The organism is Umezawaea tangerina (genome assembly GCF_003002815.1).
In the GTDB taxonomy this organism is placed as follows: domain Bacteria; phylum Actinomycetota; class Actinomycetes; order Mycobacteriales; family Pseudonocardiaceae; genus Umezawaea; species Umezawaea tangerina.
On the sequence record NZ_PVTF01000001.1, the window covers coordinates 780,672 to 796,559 of the forward strand.

General features: G+C 71.7%; 13 protein-coding genes and 1 pseudogene. 8 read left to right on the forward strand and 6 right to left on the reverse strand.

Annotation, left to right across the window (positions count from 1 at the left end):
* Window positions 1–482: 482 nt before the first annotated feature.
* Both CLV43_RS03735 and CLV43_RS03740 read left to right on the forward strand, forming a co-directional pair.
* A complete protein-coding gene (locus CLV43_RS03735) occupies window positions 483–1,796 on the forward strand; it encodes a citrate synthase (RefSeq protein WP_106185496.1) in 1,314 nt (437 codons plus the stop codon).
* Window positions 1,797–1,990: 194 nt separating this feature from the next.
* Window positions 1,991–3,274 (forward strand): cryptochrome/photolyase family protein, encoded by a 1,284-nt coding sequence (locus CLV43_RS03740; RefSeq protein WP_106185497.1) that lies wholly within the window; start codon window positions 1,991–1,993, stop codon window positions 3,272–3,274.
* Here CLV43_RS03740 and CLV43_RS03745 read toward each other — a convergent pair.
* Complete coding sequence (locus tag CLV43_RS03745) at window positions 3,271–4,458, reverse strand: ABC transporter permease (protein ID WP_106185498.1); 1,188 nt, start codon at window positions 4,456–4,458, stop codon at window positions 3,271–3,273. The two genes, CLV43_RS03740 and CLV43_RS03745, sit on opposite strands and share 4 nt — an antisense overlap.
* Window positions 4,455–5,366: an ABC transporter ATP-binding protein gene (locus tag CLV43_RS03750; protein ID WP_170155704.1), complete on the reverse strand. Its 912-nt coding sequence runs from the start codon at window positions 5,364–5,366 to the stop codon at window positions 4,455–4,457. The genes CLV43_RS03745 and CLV43_RS03750 overlap by 4 nt, the downstream gene beginning before the upstream one ends.
* Window positions 5,367–5,567: 201 nt before the next feature.
* On the opposite strand from CLV43_RS03750, the gene CLV43_RS03755 reads away from it, so the two are divergent.
* Genes CLV43_RS03755 through CLV43_RS49965 form a run of 3 tightly spaced genes read left to right on the forward strand, consistent with a single transcriptional unit; the run spans window position 5,568 to window position 8,022 of the window.
* Window positions 5,568–6,011, forward strand: a complete 444-nt coding sequence (locus CLV43_RS03755) for a YbaB/EbfC family nucleoid-associated protein (protein WP_106185977.1) — start codon at window positions 5,568–5,570, stop codon at window positions 6,009–6,011.
* Window positions 6,012–6,028: 17 nt separating this feature from the next.
* Window positions 6,029–6,337, forward strand: a complete 309-nt coding sequence (locus CLV43_RS03760) for a type VII secretion target (RefSeq protein ID WP_106185499.1) — start codon at window positions 6,029–6,031, stop codon at window positions 6,335–6,337.
* Window positions 6,334–8,022 carry a WXG100 family type VII secretion target gene (locus CLV43_RS49965; protein WP_106185500.1) on the forward strand — a complete coding sequence of 563 codons (1,689 nt, stop codon included), beginning with the start codon at window positions 6,334–6,336 and terminating at the stop codon, window positions 8,020–8,022. The genes CLV43_RS03760 and CLV43_RS49965 overlap by 4 nt, the downstream gene beginning before the upstream one ends.
* 48 nt (window positions 8,023–8,070) lie before the next feature.
* Here CLV43_RS49965 and CLV43_RS03770 read toward each other — a convergent pair whose 3' ends face one another.
* Window positions 8,071–9,549 (reverse strand): glycerol-3-phosphate dehydrogenase/oxidase, encoded by a 1,479-nt coding sequence (locus CLV43_RS03770; protein ID WP_106185501.1) that lies wholly within the window; start codon window positions 9,547–9,549, stop codon window positions 8,071–8,073.
* The gene (locus CLV43_RS03775; protein ID WP_106185502.1) at window positions 9,546–10,121 is read right to left on the reverse strand and encodes a TetR/AcrR family transcriptional regulator; all 576 of its coding nucleotides are present in this window, start codon (window positions 10,119–10,121) and stop codon (window positions 9,546–9,548) included. Before CLV43_RS03775 ends, CLV43_RS03770 begins: the two co-directional genes overlap by 4 nt.
* 16 nt (window positions 10,122–10,137) lie before the next feature.
* Here CLV43_RS03775 and CLV43_RS03780 point away from each other — a divergent pair, with 16 nt between their 5' ends.
* The 3 genes and pseudogenes from CLV43_RS03780 (at window position 10,138) to CLV43_RS03790 (ending at window position 13,935) form a co-directional block, all read left to right on the forward strand.
* Entirely contained in the window at window positions 10,138–11,763 is a 1,626-nt protein-coding gene (locus CLV43_RS03780; RefSeq protein WP_106185503.1) for an FAD-binding oxidoreductase, read from the forward strand.
* Window positions 11,764–11,772: 9 nt separating this feature from the next.
* Entirely contained in the window at window positions 11,773–12,975 is a 1,203-nt protein-coding gene (locus tag CLV43_RS03785; RefSeq protein WP_106185504.1) for an amidohydrolase, read from the forward strand.
* Between the two features lie 78 nt (window positions 12,976–13,053).
* Window positions 13,054–13,935, forward strand: a pseudogene (locus tag CLV43_RS03790) (IS5 family transposase).
* A gap of 9 nt (window positions 13,936–13,944) precedes the next feature.
* Here the strand turns inward: CLV43_RS03790 and CLV43_RS03795 are convergent.
* Together CLV43_RS03795 and CLV43_RS03800 are read right to left on the reverse strand one after the other, a co-directional pair.
* The gene (locus CLV43_RS03795) at window positions 13,945–14,964 is read right to left on the reverse strand and encodes an NADP-dependent oxidoreductase (protein WP_106185505.1); all 1,020 of its coding nucleotides are present in this window, start codon (window positions 14,962–14,964) and stop codon (window positions 13,945–13,947) included.
* Window positions 14,965–15,109: 145 nt separating this feature from the next.
* On the reverse strand, window positions 15,110–15,886 hold the full coding sequence (locus tag CLV43_RS03800) for a GNAT family N-acetyltransferase (protein WP_106185506.1): 777 nt from the start codon (window positions 15,884–15,886) through the stop codon (window positions 15,110–15,112).
* Between the last annotated feature and the right edge of the window lie 2 nt (window positions 15,887–15,888).

Here is a 15,888-nt window from a genome sequence, read left to right on the forward strand (position 1 = left end):
CGACCCCCACGGGTGAGCGGGTGGCCCGAGTCCTGAACCTATCGCTCACCGATGTGGTTTGTCGTCGCCGAACGGTGTGACGTGTCATCACTCACAGTGGGCGCCATCTGCGGCGAGTGATCGGGCGACCACGAGAATGGCCTAGCTCTCACCCCTGATGAGGTGGCGAAAGGTGTCGGACGGTCTACCGTGGAGCGCAACGCTCTCGCGGGTCACCGCCCATCGGTCGTCCGCGGAACGTGCACGCTGGCCACCGTGCAGAGGACGCCCTAGCTGCGTGTGATGCCGGTCCCACCTCACGGAATCGGTTCACACCAATGCTGCGAGGCGGTCAGGCCGCCGACTAGCGTGGGAGAACTGACAGGACCCCAACGGGGTGGTGCTGCGGTTGCGGAGACCCAGATCCGCGTGCCGTCGGGCGAGACCTTTCATGAAAGGTCGAGCCGATGCTGCCACCCCGCCTAGCGTGAGAGGGACTCTGCATGCCCGACGCGACGACTGCGCCGAACGACACCCGTACCGTCGCGCTGCGCCATGAGGGCGGAGAGCTCGAGATGAATCTGGTGCAGGCCACCGAAGGTGCGCCTGGCATCGAACTCGGGAAACTGCTGTCGAAAACCGGTCTGGTAACACTGGACAGCGGATTCGTGAACACAGCCTCCTGCTCCTCTGAGATCACCTACATCGACGGTGACGCGGGAATCCTGCGTTATCGCGGTTACCCGATCGAGCAGCTCGCCGAGAAGTCGAACTTCAACGAGGTCAGCTACCTGCTGATCTACGGGGAGCTTCCGACGCAGGCGCAACTGGACGACTTCACGTCCAAGATCAGCAGGCACACCCTGCTGCACGAGGACCTCAAGAGGTTCTTCGACGGCTTCCCGCGCGACGCCCACCCCATGCCGGTGCTGTCCTCCGCGGTCTCCGCGCTGTCCACCTTCTACCAGGACAGCCTGAGCCCGTTCGACGCGACGCAGGTGGAGATCTCCACGATCCGCCTCCTCGCGAAGGTGCCGACCATAGCGGCGTACGCGTACAAGAAGTCCGTGGGCCAGCCGTTCCTCTACCCGGACAACTCGCTGGGTCTGGTGGAGAACTTCCTCCGCATGACCTTCGGGTTCCCCGCTGAGCCGTACGACGTCGACCCCGACCTGGTGAAGGCGCTCGACCTGCTCTTCATCCTGCACGCCGACCACGAGCAGAACTGCTCCACGTCGACCGTGCGCCTGGTCGGCTCCTCCGAGGCGAACCTGTTCGCCTCCATCTCGGCGGGCATCAACGCCCTGTTCGGCCCGCTGCACGGCGGCGCGAACAGCGCGGTGCTGGAGATGCTCGAGAAGATCCGCAACGACGGGGGTGACGTCACCGCCTTCGTGAACAAGGTCAAGAACAAGGAGGAGGGCGTTCGCCTGATGGGCTTCGGCCACCGGGTCTACAAGAACTACGACCCGCGTGCCGCGATCATCAAGAAGACGGCGGACGAGATCCTCGCCAAGCTCGGCGGCGACGACGAACTGCTGGAGATCGCCAAGAAGCTCGAAGAGGTCGCGCTCGCGGACGACTACTTCGTCTCCCGCAAGCTCTACCCGAACGTCGACTTCTACACCGGCCTCATCTACCGGGCGATGGGCTTCCCCACGAAGTTCTTCACGGTGCTCTTCGCCCTCGGTCGCCTCCCCGGCTGGATCGCGCACTGGCGCGAGATGATCCAGGACCCGGCCACCAAGATCGGCCGCCCGCGGCAGATCTACGTCGGCCCCGCGGAGCGCGACTTCCTCACGATGGACAAGAGGTAGTTCGAACGCGCACAAGGCCCGTACCTCCTGGAGGTGCGGGCCTTTGTCGTGGGTGAGGGCGGTTGTGGAAGGGCTTTGTCGCGCACTGGGCCGGTTGGTGAAGGTGTCGGGGTGCGGGGCGGTGTTGTCGGGTCCGGGTAATCCACTCGGGTAACCGTCGTGCGGGAGCGCCGCCGCCGACTTAGCGTTGTCCGGTGGCTTCCCCGACCGTCATCTGGTTCCGCCGTGACCTGCGCACCGCCGACCACCCGGCCCTGCTCAGCGCCGCGGAGCGCTCGTCGTCCGCGCTCGGCCTGTTCGTGCTGGACGACCGGCTGCTGGCCTCGGCGGGCCCGGCCCGCACCGACTTCCTGCACCGCTGCCTCCGGCGGCTGGACGAGGAGCTGGGTGGCCGCCTGCACGTGGTGCACGGCAATCCGGTCGACGTGCTGCCGAAGGTCGTCGCCGACCTGAAGGCCGACAGCGTCCACATTTCTGCGGACTACGGCCCGTACGGGCGCAAGCGCGACGCCGAGGTCGAGAAAGCCTTGGGGGACACCGAACTGGTCCGTTCGGGCTCGCCGTACGCGGTGGCGCCCGGCCGGGTCCGCAAGGGTGACGGCGACCCGTTCAAGGTGTTCACGCCGTTCCGCCGGGCCTGGGAGGAACACGGCTGGCGCAAGCCCGCCGACACCGACGCGTCCACTGTGGACTGGGTGAAGCGCAAGGGTGGCGGGAAAATCCCGACGGGCGACCCGGCTCCGGACCCGTTGCCGCTGTGGGAGAAGTTCCGCGACGAACGCCTGCCCGACTACAAGACCGCCCGCGACCGCCCCGACCTGGACGCGACGAGCCGACTCTCCCCGTACCTGAAGTGGGGTCTGCTGCACCCGCGCACCCTGCTGGCCGAGCTCGACGACAGCGAGGGCGCGGCCACGTTCCGCTCCGAGCTGGCCTGGCGCGAGTTCTACGCCGACGTCCTGTGGCACCGCCCGGAGACCGCGACGAAGAACTACGACGCCAAGTTCGACCGCATGGAGCACGACGAGGACGACGACGGCCGGTTCGCCGCCTGGCAGGAAGGCAGGACCGGCTACCCGATCGTGGACGCGGGGATGCGCCAGCTCCTCGAAGAGGGCTGGATACACAACCGCGTGCGGATGATCGTCGCCAGCTTCCTGGTCAAGGACCTGCACCTGCCGTGGTGGTGGGGTGCCAAGCACTTCATGGAGCACCTGGTCGACGGCGACCTGGCCTCCAACCAGCACGGCTGGCAGTGGGTCGCGGGCTCCGGCACGGACGCGGCACCGTACTTCCGCGTCTTCAACCCGATCACCCAGGGCGAGAAGTTCGACCCGTCCGGCGACTACGTCCGCCGGTACGTGCCCGAGCTCCGCGACGTGGAGGGCAAGGCCGTGCACCAGCCGCACGACCCGATCGTCGACCACGCCCACGAACGCCAGGTCGCCCTCGCCCGCTACGGCGCCATCAAGTCCTAGCGCAGGGCGTCGCGCAGCTTCACCCGCGACCCGGTGCGCAGGACCGCGTTCGAGTAGATCTTGCCGCCCAGCCAGGTGATCGCCGCGACGAACCCGATGGCCAGCACGATCGACAGCAGCACCTGCCACAGCGGCGCCACCCCGATCGCCATCCGGCCCGGCATCAGGATCGGCGCGAACGGCGGCAGCATCGACAGCACCGTCACCGTCGTCCCCGACGGGTCCTGGATCAGCAGGTTGATCCCGACCACGAACGCGATGATGATCACGGTGCTGATCGGCGTGAGCACCGACTGGAGCTCTTCCTGCCGCGAGACGAGCGACGCGGCCGCGGCGAACACCGTGGCGTAGAGGAAGAACCCGATCAGGTACCAGAGCACGCCGGTCGCCAGCGCGCCGCCCGCGAGGCCGGGGATGTCGATCGTGCCGGTCGTCGTCGACAGCACGAGCCCTATCCCGCCGATCAGCACCAGCTGCACCAGGCCGACGGCGCCGAGCCCCATCACCTTGCCCAGCAGCAGCTGCCACGGGCGCAGCGTGGCGAGCAGGATCTCCACCACCCGGCTGGACTTCTCCTCCACGACGCCCTGCGCGACCATCGTCCCGTAGACCAGCAGCGAGTAGTACAGCAGCGCGGCGATCACCAGCCCGATGGCCAGCCGCTGGCCCTGCTGGGAGCTCTCCGGCTCCAGCGCCACCACGGTCACCCTGGCGGCGGCCATGTTCTTCGCCACCACGGCCGGGTCCAGGCCCGCCTCGGCGAGCTGGGCGTTGAGCACCTGCTGCTTCACGATCGCGTCCAGCGCGTTCTGCAGCTCGCTGTTCAGGTTGTCCTTCACCACGACCCGCAGCGCGTCCGGGGCGCCGGTGATCAGCACGTCGAGGTCGCCCGACCGGACGTCCTCCTCGGCCTTGGCCGGGTCGGTGACGTCGACGGTCGAGACCTCGCGGCCGAACGCCTTCGCGGTCTCCTTCAGCGGCTCGGCGAGCACGGTCGCCTGGCCGTTGAGCCCCACCGTGCTGCGCCCGGCCTGGTCGAACAGCACGGCCTGGAGCAGCACGTACCCGGCGAGGACCGCGACGATCACGATCGTGCCGATGACGAACGAGCGGGTGCGGACCTTGCCGAGGAACTCCCGCCTGGCGACCAGCAGCACGGCCCTGCTCGGGCTCAGTCGCCTCATGCCACACCTTCCTCGGTCACGACGTTGCGGAACAGCTCGGTCAGCGACGGCCGCTGCCTGCTGAACTCCCGGACCGGCCCGGTGGCCAGCGCGGCGCCCAGCACGGCCTGGTCGTCGGCCTCCGGCGTCAGCTCCAGCGTGGTCCGCGGCCCCTGGACCTCGACCACCCGCACGCCCGGCACCCCGTCGGCCCAGCCCTCGGCCGCGTCCGGCACCTCCACGACGAGCCGGGTCTCCCCGCCCGCGCGCAGCTCGTCCACGGTCCCGCAGGCCACCATCGCTCCACTGCGGACGATGCCGATGCGGTCGCAGAGCCGTTCGACCAGGTCGAGCTGGTGGCTGGAGAACACGACCGGCACCCCGGCCGACGCCTTCTCGCGCAGCACCTGGCTCATCACGTCCACCGCGACCGGGTCGAGGCCGGAGAAGGGCTCGTCGAGCACCAGCACGTCCGGCTCGTGCACCAGCGCCGCGGCCAGCTGCACGCGCTGCTGGTTGCCGAGGCTGAGCTTCTGCACCTCGTCGTTGCGCCGGTCGCGCACGCCGAGCCGCGCGATCCAGTTCTCCGCCGACCGGTGCGCGTCGTTCGTGCTCAGGCCGTGCAGCTCGGCGAGGTACACGAGCTGCTCCAGCACCTTCATCTTCGGGTAGAGCCCGCGCTCCTCGGGCATGTAGCCGATCCGGCGGCGGGTCTCGAACGTGATCGGCTCGCCGTTCCAGCGCACCTCGCCCGAGTCCGCGGCGAGCACGCCGAGCGCGATCCGCATCGCGGTCGTCTTGCCCGCCCCGTTGCTCCCGACGAACCCGAACAGCTCTCCCGCCCGAACCTCGAAGGTCATGTCCCGCAGGGCCACGACCTCGCCGTAGCGCTTGGAGATCCGGTCGATCTCCAGCACCCCCTGAGCCACGGTGCTCTCCTCCTGGTTGGTCACGCCTGTGCGATCCGCCGGACGGGTGGCATCGAGTGCGGCCGAACGGCTGTATCCCACCACATGTTCCCTGATCCAGAGGATTCCGATGACACGATACGGTCCGCGGAACCGAATCGGGTCGCCCGCGGTCCAACACGTGTCGTGGGCGGTTGGCCCCGTTGCCGTCGAGGGGTGATCATGGAGCCTGACCAGTGGCTCGCGCAGTACGGTCAGAAGATCGAGCAGGCCAAGCAGAACGCCGCGCAGGCGGAGACCCAGCTCGGGGGAGCGGGTGGCAGCGCCACCTCGCCGGACGGGCTGATCACGGTCACGGTGAACGCCGCGGGAGCGCTGGAGAACCTCGTCCTGCGCCCCGGTGTGCGCGACATGGACCCGGAGCGGATCGCGAGCGCGGTGCTCGCGGCGTCCGGCCAGGCGCAGCGCGCGGCGGCGGGCCGGGTCGTCGAGATCATGACCGAGTTCATCGGTGACAGCCCGGCCCTGGACTTCGTGAAGGCCCAGATGCCGCGCGGCTATTCGGGTGACGGGACCGATGTGGCGGAACCGGAACCGGAGCCGCAGCGTCGGGACACCAGGCCGGATGACGACTACTTCACCAATCCGCCGGAAGTCATGGGCTGAGCAGAGGGGCGCTGAGGATGTACGACTCCTTCCACGTGAGTCCGGCCGACGTGAGGGCGCACGCCGCCACGGTCGACCAGTTGAGCCAGCGGATGATCGCGGCGACGAAGACCGCGGACCCGTCGTTGTCCACCGAGGCGTTCGGGATCTTCGGCAGCTTCCTGGCCGAGTTCATCCTCAAGGCCGCGGGCAACTCCCAGGACATCCTGGGCAAGGCCACCACGACCGTCAACGACATGGCGATCGGGCTCAAGGAGGTCGCCGACCTCTACGAGGCCATCGACCGCGACAATGCACTCGGGTTCCTCGGGAAGGCCACCTCATGACCGCACCCGCATCGACGTCGTCGACCGCGCAGGGCCGCGACCCGTCGAACCTGTTCAACGACGTCAAGGGCACCGTCGCCGCGGTCGAGAGCGGCGACTGGGTCACCGCCGGGCTGGGCATCGCCAACTCGGCGATGGACATCGTCGGCCTGGCCGGCAACCCGCTGAGCGGGTTCCTGTCGGCGGGGTTCAGCTGGGCGATCCAGCACGTGGACTTCCTGCGGGAGCCGTTCGACGCGCTGCTCGGCGACCCGCAGGCGATCTCGAGGATGGCCGAGAACTGGAAGTCCGCCGGGACGCAGGTGGCCTCCGTCGCGGCGGACTACCGGCAGAAGTCGGTGGAGCAGACCAGGACGTGGCAGGGCAGGACCGCGGACGCCTACCGGACCGCGAGCGCCAACCAGTCGACCGGGCTGGAGACGCTGGCGAAGGCCGCGGCCGGGATCTCCGGCGCCGTCCAGGGTGCCGGGCAGCTCGTGGCCGCCGTCCGCAAGATGATCATGGACTTGATCTCCGACGCCGTGGCGAAGATGGTCATGAAGATCATCCAGTGGCTGGCGGCGTCGTTCTGCACCTTCGGCGCGGCGATCGGTGCCGCCATCGCCGACATCGTGACCATGGCGTGCAACTACGCCAAGAAGCTGTCGGACTTCCTGAGCAAGCTGGCCTCGTCGCTGACCAAGCTGATGAACCTGGTCAAGCAGGTCACCCAGATCGCCCAGGTCGCCAAGCAGGTCGTCGAGGCCATCACCGCCATGAGCCACAAGGGCGCGGCGGGTGGCGCGGGCGCGGGGGGCCCGTCCAGCACGCGGCCGTCCGCGGGCGGGCTCGGGCTGACCGGTGACCAGCTCGACCAGATGAACCGGAACTCGAACCAGCAGTACACCAACCCCGGCTCCACGACCGGCGGGACCACCGGCACGAGCGGTGCGTCCGGCGGTGGCGCGGGCAGCGGTGGCGGCGGCACGGTGTCCACGCCGCCGTCGGTCGGCGGTGGCGCGGCCGGTGGCGGGCACTGGGAGCCGGGCCGGTGGGTGCCGGACGCGCCCGCGGCCGGGACCGGCGGCTCGGTGTCGGCTCCGCCGTCGGTCGGCGGCGGCAGCGGTGGTGGCGTCGGCACGAGCGGTGGCGGGGTCTACCGGCCCGCGCCGTCGGTCCCCGGCATCGACCCCGTGCGCCCGGTGTACTCCCCGGCCGCTTCCCTTGGCACGTCGGGGGATCTGCACACCACGTCCACCCACGTGCCCAGCTCCGGCTCGTTCCCCGGTCTCTCCGGGAGCCTCACCGGCGGCGGCTCGGGCGGCGGTGGCGGGAGCTTCTCCGGTGCCGGCTTCTCCGGCGGTGGCGCGGGCTTCTCCGGTGGAGGTGGCGGTGCCTCCGGTGGTGGCACCGCGACGACCGGCGCGAGCGGTGGCGGTGGCGCCGGGCCGACGCAGCACGGTGGTGCCACCGGGATCCTGCCGTCCAGCGCGCCGGGGCACCCGACCCTCGCCGGTGGTGGCGGTGGCGGTGCGCCCGGTGGCGGCGGCGGTGGTGCGGGCGGTGGCGGCGGCATGATGGGTGGCGCGCCGATGGGCGGCGGCGGGCAGGGCGGCGGTGGCAAGGACCACCAGCGCAAGGTCCGCCTGGAGGGCGACGAGCTGATGGAGCCGCCGAAGGCCGCCAAGCCGGTCATCGGGGAGTAGTCGGGCCTGCCCCGGCCCGCGGTCCGCACCGCGGGTCGGGGTGGGCGCTCACGCCCGAGTGGCGAGCAGTTCGGCCACGACGGGCTCCGCGGCCGCGCGGTCCGCGGGCACCAGGCCGATCCTCGTCCGGCGGTCCAGCACGTCGTCGGCGTCCAGCGCGCCCTCGTGCCGCACGGCCCAGAGGACCTCGGCCGCGGTGATGTCGCCGGAGACCCGTTCCGGCCGGTCCAGCGCGGCCACGGCCGCCGCCTCGGTGCCGTACTTGGCAAGCAGGCGCGCAGGCGCCGCCGCTGCCGTCCCCGCGCCCACGAGCGGCAGGTTCCGCGTCCGGCACGGGCCCGCGGTGAGGCCGTGCAGCGCGACGGCCGCGTCGACCGCGTCGGCGGCCATGCGCCGGTAGGTCGTGAGCTTGCCGCCCACAACGGTCAGCACCTTCTCGGACGAGGTCAGCACGGCGTGCTTGCGGGACAGGTCGGCCCCCTGGACGCCGGTGCCCGCCAGCAGCGGTCGCAGGCCCGCGAACGCGCCCAGCACGTCCGAGGGGACCAGTTCCCTTTCCAGCACGGAGGAAGCGACGGAGAGCAGGAAGTCCACATCGGACTCCGGCACCTCCGGGACGTCGGGTACCGGGCCGTCCACCAGCTCGTCGGTCAGGCCGACGTAGACGCGGCCGTCCTGCTGCGGGAGCACCAGCGCGTAGCGGTTGCGCTCGCCGGGGACGGGCATCGTCAGCGACGTGCCGTGCACGCCCAGGGCGCCGCCGTCCAGGACGAGGTGCGAGCCGCGCGACGGGCGCAGGCGCACCGAGTCGACCAGCTGCCCCGACCAGACGCCCGCGGCGTTCACGACCGACCGGGCGTGCACCTCGAAGTGGTTGCCGGACAAGGTGTCCACGGCCTGGGCGCCCTGCCCGGTGAGCGTCGTGACCTCCGCCCTGGTGATCACGCGGGCACCCAGGCCCGCCGCGGTCCTGGCCAGCGCCAGCACGAGCCGGGCGTCGTCGACCAGCTGGCCGTCGAAGCCGAGCAGACCACCGCGCAGACCCGCGCGGCGCAGGCCGGGGGCCAGTGCCAGCGCCTCGGCCGCGGGCACCCGGCGCGGTGGCGGCAGCAGCGAGCCAGGGGTGCGGGCCGCGCGGCGCAGCAGGTCGCCCGCGCGGAAGCCCGCCATGATCCTGGTGCCGCGGTCGCCGAACAGCGGGACCAGCTGGGGCAGCGCCCGGACGAGGTGCGGGGCGGTGCGGGTCATCAGGATCCCGCGTTCCACGGCGCTCTCGTGGGCCAGGCCGAGCTCGCCCTGCGCGAGGTAGCGCAGACCGCCGTGGACCAGCTTGCTCGACCACCGCGAGGTGCCGAACGCGAGGTCGTGGGCCTCCAGCAGGCACACGGACAGGCCGCGCGCCGCCGCGTCGAGGGCCACGCCCGCGCCGGTCACGCCGCCGCCGACGACGAGGAGGTCGACCACCTCGCCCGAGGCCACCTCGGCGAGCTCCGCGGTGCGCCGGGCGGCGTTCAGCGACGTGCTCACGTGAGCGCCGCGTCGAGGAAGCGCGCCAGCTCGTCCAGCAGGTCCTCGAAGTCGAGGCCGGTGGTGGCGGGGCGGATGGACAGGACCATGGTCTGCGTGGTCAGCAGGACCAGTCGGGCCTGGGTCTTCGGGTCGCCCGGCCGCACCGAGCCGTCCTCGTGGCCCGCCGCCAGCGCGTCCACGAGGAACCGCTCGACCAGCACCTGCGTGCTGCCGAGCCGGTCGACCAGGTACGGGAGCATCAGCTCCGCGTCGAGGTCGAGCACGCGGCGCATGAGCGGGTTCCCGGCGAGCAGGCGGATCGACTCGACGGCGTGGTGCACGAGCCGGGCGCGCGCGGTGCCGGTGGTCGGACCGCCGGCCTCCACGCCGTGCAGCAGCGCGCTGAACTCCCTGGTCATGAGGGTGGTGACCAGGCTGCGCACGTCGGGGTAGCGGCGGTAGAGGGTCATCCGGCTGACCCCGGCCCGCTTGGCCACGTCGGTCAGGGTCGTGCGCCGGACGCCGACCTCCAGGACGCAGTCGCGGGTGGCGTCGAGCAGGGCGTCATCAGTGTGACGTTGGGACGTCATGTGTAACACTGTACCCATGGTGGAGCGCATCGACCAAGACCTGCGCGGCGGCTGGAGCCCTTCCAGGGCGGAGCTGCCGCCCCACGCGCTGCGGTGGCTCGGGGAGCGGATCGGGCTGCGGCCCGGCCGCACCCCCGCTGTGCCCGACACCGCGCTGGAGGTCGGCGCGTCCGCGTTGACCGACGCAGCCCGTGACGCGCTCGCGGAAGTGGTGGGGCAGGGGTGCGTCCGGGTCGACCGGGCCTCCCGGCTCGGCCACGCGGGCGGACTGTCCTATGTGGACCTGGTGCGGTACCGGGCGGGTGGTGAGCTGGTGGTGCCCGACGGTGTCGTGCTGCCCGCCACGCCGGAGCAGGTGGTGGCGGTGCTGGAGGTGTGCGTCGAGCACGACCTGGCCGTGGTGCCGTTCGGCGGCGGCACGTCCGTGGTGGGCGGCGTCTCCGCGCTGCGCGGGGACAAGGCCGCCGTCGTGGCGCTGGACCTCGGCGGGCTCGACCGGCTGGTGTCGGTGGACCCCGTGTCGCGGGTCGCGGTGCTCCAGGCCGGGGTGACGGCGCCGGAGGCGGAACGCCTGCTGGCGCCGCACGGGCTGACCGTCGGGCACGTGCCGCAGTCGTTCGAGCGCGCCACGATCGGCGGCTTCGCGGCCACCAGGTCGGCCGGGCAGGCCTCCTCCGGGTACGGCCGCTTCGAGGACCTGGTCGAGGGTGTCCGGCTGGCCACGCCGAGGGGCGAGTGGCGGCTGGGCGCGGCGCCCGCGTCGGCGGCGGGCCCGGACCTGCGCGAGCTGGTGGTGGGCAGCGAGGGCGCGTTCGGCGTGATCACCGAGGTGTCGCTGCGGGTGCGGCCGAAACCCGTGCTGGAGCGGTACGAGGGGTTCTTCGTCGACGGCTGGGAGGCCGGTTCGGCGATCGTGCGGGCGTTGGCGCAGCAGCGGGTGCTGGCCGACGTGACGCGACTGTCCGATGAGGACGAGACCGACGTCTCCCTCGCCCTGTCGGGTGGAGCGAAGTCCACCGCGCTGCGGGCGTACCTGAAGGCGCGCGGCGTGCGACGGCCGTGCATGCTGGTCCTGGGCTGGCACGCGGGGTCCAAGCGGGAGCTGAAGGCCCGGCGGGCGGCGACGCTGGCGCTGGTGCGCGGCGCGGTCCGGCTGGGCACGCCGCTGGGCGAGACGTGGCGGCACGGCCGGTTCAACGGGCCGCGGCAGCGCGACGTGCTGCTGGACGTCGGCGTGTGCGTGGAGACGCTGGAGACGGCCACCCACTGGTCGCGGCTGACCGGGCTGCGCGACGCGGTGCGCGAGGCCGTGCGGGACGCGCTGGGGCGGACGGTCGTCATGTGCCACATCTCGCACGCCTACGAGACCGGCGCGTCGCTGTACTTCACCGTGCTGGCCGCCCGCGACGCCGACGACCCGGTCGGCCAGTGGCAGGTCGCCAAGGCGGCCGCCAGCGAGGCCATCACCGGGGTCGGCACCATCAGCCACCACCACGCGGTGGGCGTCGACCACGCGCCGTACCTGGAGGCGGAGATCGGCGCGCTCGGGGTGGACGTGCTGGCGGCCGTCAAGCGCGCGCTGGACCCGACCGGGGTGCTCAACCCCGGCAAGCTCATCGCGTCCGAGCCGTTCCGGGGTTAGCCTCTGGCGATGACCGGTGACCTGCTGATCCGCTCAGTGCGCCCGTGGCCCAGCGGCCTCGGGACGGCGGAGGTGGACGTGCTCTGCCTGGCGGGTCGTGTGGCGTCCGCCGGTCCCGACCTGGAGGCGCCGCGGGGCGTCGCGGAGGTCGACGGCAAGGGCGGCGTGCTGCTGCCGTCGTTCACCGACGCCCACGCCCACCTCGACTCCACCCGGCTCGGGCTCCCCTTCCGCCCGCACACCGCGGGCGTCGGGCTGGCCGAGCTGATCGACAACGACCGGCGCAACTGGCGTTCGGCCGAGCAGGACGTCGCCGCCAGGGCCACCTACACCCTGGGCCGGACGATCGCGGCGGGCGCGACGTTCGTCCGCAGCCACGCCCAGGTGGACGTGGACTCGGGGCTGGAGCGGCTGGAGGGCGTGCTGGCGGCGAAGGAGGCGCACGCGGGGCGGGCGTCGGTGCAGGTGGTGGCGTTCCCGCAGTGCGGGATCCTGCGGGACAAGGGGACCGCGGAGCTGCTGGAGGCCGCGCTGCTGGCCGGAGCCGACCTGGTCGGCGGCCTCGACCCGGCGGGCTACGACCGGGACCCGGTGAAGCACCTCGACATCGTGTTCGGACTGGCCGACAAGCACCAGCGCGGGGTGGACGTCCACCTGCACGACGCGGGGTCGCTGGGCGCGTTCCAGGTCGAGCTGATCTGCGAACGGGTGGCGGCGCTGGACATGCGCGGGGACGTGACGATCAGCCACTGCTTCGCACTGTCCACAGTGGAGGAGGACCGGCGGCGGCAGCTGGTGGACATGCTGGCGGAGAACGACGTCGCGGTGACCACGGTCGCGCCGGGCGTCCGCGAGCCGCTGCCGTTGCGGCAGCTGCGGTGGGAGGGCGTCCGGCTCGGGCTCGGCCAGGACGGGATGCGCGACTACTGGTCGCCCTACGGCACCGCCGACATGCTCGACCGGACGTGGCAGCTGGCCTACCGCAACGGTTTCCGGGACGACTCGCTGGTCGAGATGTGCGTGGACATCGCCACCCGCGGCGGCGCCTCGGTCCTCGGCGAGACCGGCCACGGCGTCACCGAGGGCGCGCAGGCGGACCTGGTGGTGGTGCCCGGCGACTCGGTGACGGCGGCGGTGATGGACCGCGCGCCCCGCACCCTGGTCGTCCACCAGGGCGTCCTGGTGGCTGCGGACGGCGAGCTGCTGCCCTGACCTCGGGTGCGGTGCGGCCCGGCGGTGCTAGGGAGTGTCCTCAAAGCAGGTATTTGTGATCTGTTTTGATCTTGTGTCGTGGTGCGTAGGCATGAGTTGACTGATGAGCAGTGGCACACGATCGAGCCGTTGTTGCTTCCGTCGGGTGTGAAGGGGCGGCCGAGGGTGGATGACCGGCGGGTTCTCAACGGGATGCTGTTCAAGGCGAAGACCGGTGTGTCCTGGCGTGACCTGCCGGAGCGGTACGGGCCGTGGAAAACGGTCTACACCAGGTTCTGGCGCTGGTCGCGGGACGGCACCCTCACGATGCTCGTGTCCAAGGTCCGGGTCGTGGCCGAGGCGGTCGACGAGTTGGATCGTGAGGTCTCGGTGGATTCCAGCATCGTGCGTGCTCATCTGCACGCCGCGGGTGCCCGTCGCACGACCGTGTCCCACACAGGGGGCGGGCCGGTCGTGCGGCGGGTGCAGCAAGCCAGGTGATCATGCCGTCGGCCGCTCTCGCGGCGGCCCGAGCACCAAGATCCACCTGGCCTGCGACGGCCACGGCCGACCACTGTCGATCGTGCTGACAGGCGGCAACGTCAACGACTGCACCATGTTCGAGCAGGTCATGGCCGGAAGCCGATTCCCTCACCCCGGTCCCGGACGGCCCGCCATCCGACCCGCGCGGGTGATCGCGGACAAGGGCTATTCCATCCGAGCCATCCGCGCCTACCTGTGACATCGTCGGATTCCGGCCACGATTCCCGAACGCCGTGACCAGCAGGCCAACCGCCTACGACGTGGTCGGGCCGGTGGTCGACCCCCGGTTTCGACCGCGTCGTCCATAAGCGCCGCAACGTGGTGGAACGCTGCTTCAACCGGCTCAAGCAGTTCCGCGCTGTCGCCACGCGTTACGACAAGACCGCTCTGTCTTACCGGGCGGTGATCGACCTGGCGACCCTCATCCTCTGGCTTTGAGGACAGACCCTAGGCCAGCTTGACCAGCATCTTGCCGGTGTTCTCGCCGCGCAGCATGCCCAGGAACGCGGACGGGGCCTTGGCCACGCCGCCCTCGACCACCGTCTCGTCGTACTTCAGCCTGCCGTCGGCGATCCAGCCGCCGACCTCCTTCACGAACTGCTCGCGCAGGTCGGCGTGGTCGTTGGCGAGCATCCCGCGCAGGGTCAGCCGCTTGCCCACGGCCTGCACGAGGTTGTCGGGGCCGGTGCGGGCGCCGGTGTCGTTGTACTGGGAGATCGCCCCGCACAGCACCACGCGGCCGAACACGCGGAGCAGGGTGATGGCGGCCTCCAGGTGCTCGCCGCCGACGTTGTCGAAGTAGAGGTCGATGCCCTCGGGCGCCAGCTCCGCGAGGTGCTTGACGACCGGACCCGCGTCCTTGTAGTTGAACGCCGCGTCGAAGCCGAGGTCCTCCACGAGGTGGCGCACCTTCTCCGCCGACCCGGCGCTGCCGATCACCTTCGAGGCCCCGCGCAGCTTCGCCACCTGGCCGACGATCGCGCCGACGGCGCCCGCCGCGCCGGAGACGAAGACGACGTCGCCCTCCTTGAACTCGCCGACCCGCAGCAGCCCCGCGTAGGCGGTCAGGCCCGGCATGCCCAGCACGCCGAGGTAGGCGCCGAGGGGAGCGGCGGAGGGGTCGACCGCCACGGCGTGGTCGGCGCCGACCACGGCGTACTCGCGCCAGCCCAGGCGGTGCAGGACGTGGTCACCGACGGTGAACTCGGGGGAGTTCGACGCGATGACCTCGCCGATGGCGCCGCCGTCGAGCGGCTCGCCGACCTGGAACGGGGGCACGTAGGACTTGGCGTCGTTCATCCGGCCGCGCATGTAGGGGTCCACGCTCATCAGGAGGTTCCGCACCAGGATCTCGCCGTCGCCCGGTTCGGGCACCGCGACCTCGGCCACCTCGAAGTTCAGCTCGGTCGGCCACCCCTGCGGGCGGGACGCGAGGCGGATCTCCAGGGCGGTGCTCGGTACGGACATGTGGCGACCTCTCTGCTTGCGGCACTTGCTCGGTTCGGACTGGACCCGTAGGTGCAACATCCCCAGCGTCCCCCGGTGTTCCAGGTTCCGCAGAACCCGAGTGTGAGCCGGCTCCCCGAGGTCGAACACCCCTAGTGATCAACCCCTACCGCCGTCGCGGCGGCCGGGCGGCGGCGATCTCGGCCGGGAGCAGGATCGTCAGCCCCCGGAGCGCGAACCCCAGTCCTCGGTAGGCGGCGATGGCGGCGGTGTTGTCGCCCTCGACCATCAGCGCGCACGCCGGGTGCTCGGCCAGCAGCGCGTGCACCACGAAGGAGCACAACGCCTTCGACAGCCCGCGCCTGCGGAAGTCCGGGTGCGTCGCCACCCCGGCGACGAACCCGACGTGCGGGGCGCTCCACGCGTCCGCGCCCACGGCGACCAGCTCGCCGTCCACGTGCGAGCCCGCCCAGCGGCGGGACCCCGGCTCGCGCGGCACGACGTAGGCGTTCGGGTTCACCTTGCGCAGCAACGCCTCCGCGGTGTCCAGCTCGTCCTCGCGCAGCCACCGCACGCCCGGTGCGGAGGGCAGCGGGCCGGTGCTCTCCATCCAGCCGAACCCCGCCCACGCCACCACGTCCGGCACCAGCGCCGTGACCGCGTCGACGAGGTCGTCGGGCACCAGGGGGTTCAGCTCGGGGCCGTGCGCCCGCGCCTGGTCGCGCAGGATCGCCGCGACCCCCTCGGCCGGACCGGCGAGCACGAGCCGTTCCCGGCGGTTGAGCCCCGGCGCCAGCACGCCCACCGCGCCGCCGTGCTCCCAGGCGGCCCCACCGGGGCCGGGATGGCCCGGCAGCAGCGCCTGGGCGGCCCAGCGGGGCAGCAGGTCGGGGGTCGCGTCGGCTACGGCGTCGGGGGAGTGCAGGGCGCGCATGCCCCGCATCA

Excerpts from the sequence above, each read along its gene's own strand:
- CLV43_RS03780 (WP_106185503.1), top strand. The coding sequence starts at position 10,138 with ATGGTGGAGCGCATCGACCAAGACCTGCGCGGCGGCTGGAGCCCTTCC.
- CLV43_RS03795 (WP_106185505.1), bottom strand. The coding sequence starts at position 14,964 with ATGTCCGTACCGAGCACCGCCCTGGAGATCCGCCTCGCGTCCCGCCCG.
- CLV43_RS03775 (WP_106185502.1), bottom strand. The coding sequence starts at position 10,121 with ATGACGTCCCAACGTCACACTGATGACGCCCTGCTCGACGCCACCCGC.
- CLV43_RS03755 (WP_106185977.1), top strand. The coding sequence starts at position 5,568 with ATGGAGCCTGACCAGTGGCTCGCGCAGTACGGTCAGAAGATCGAGCAG.
- CLV43_RS49965 (WP_106185500.1), top strand. The coding sequence starts at position 6,334 with ATGACCGCACCCGCATCGACGTCGTCGACCGCGCAGGGCCGCGACCCG.
- CLV43_RS03785 (WP_106185504.1), top strand. The coding sequence starts at position 11,773 with ATGACCGGTGACCTGCTGATCCGCTCAGTGCGCCCGTGGCCCAGCGGC.
- CLV43_RS03745 (WP_106185498.1), bottom strand. The coding sequence starts at position 4,458 with ATGAGGCGACTGAGCCCGAGCAGGGCCGTGCTGCTGGTCGCCAGGCGG.
- CLV43_RS03735 (WP_106185496.1), top strand. The coding sequence starts at position 483 with ATGCCCGACGCGACGACTGCGCCGAACGACACCCGTACCGTCGCGCTG.
- CLV43_RS03760 (WP_106185499.1), top strand. The coding sequence starts at position 6,029 with ATGTACGACTCCTTCCACGTGAGTCCGGCCGACGTGAGGGCGCACGCC.
- CLV43_RS03800 (WP_106185506.1), bottom strand. The coding sequence starts at position 15,886 with ATGCGGGGCATGCGCGCCCTGCACTCCCCCGACGCCGTAGCCGACGCG.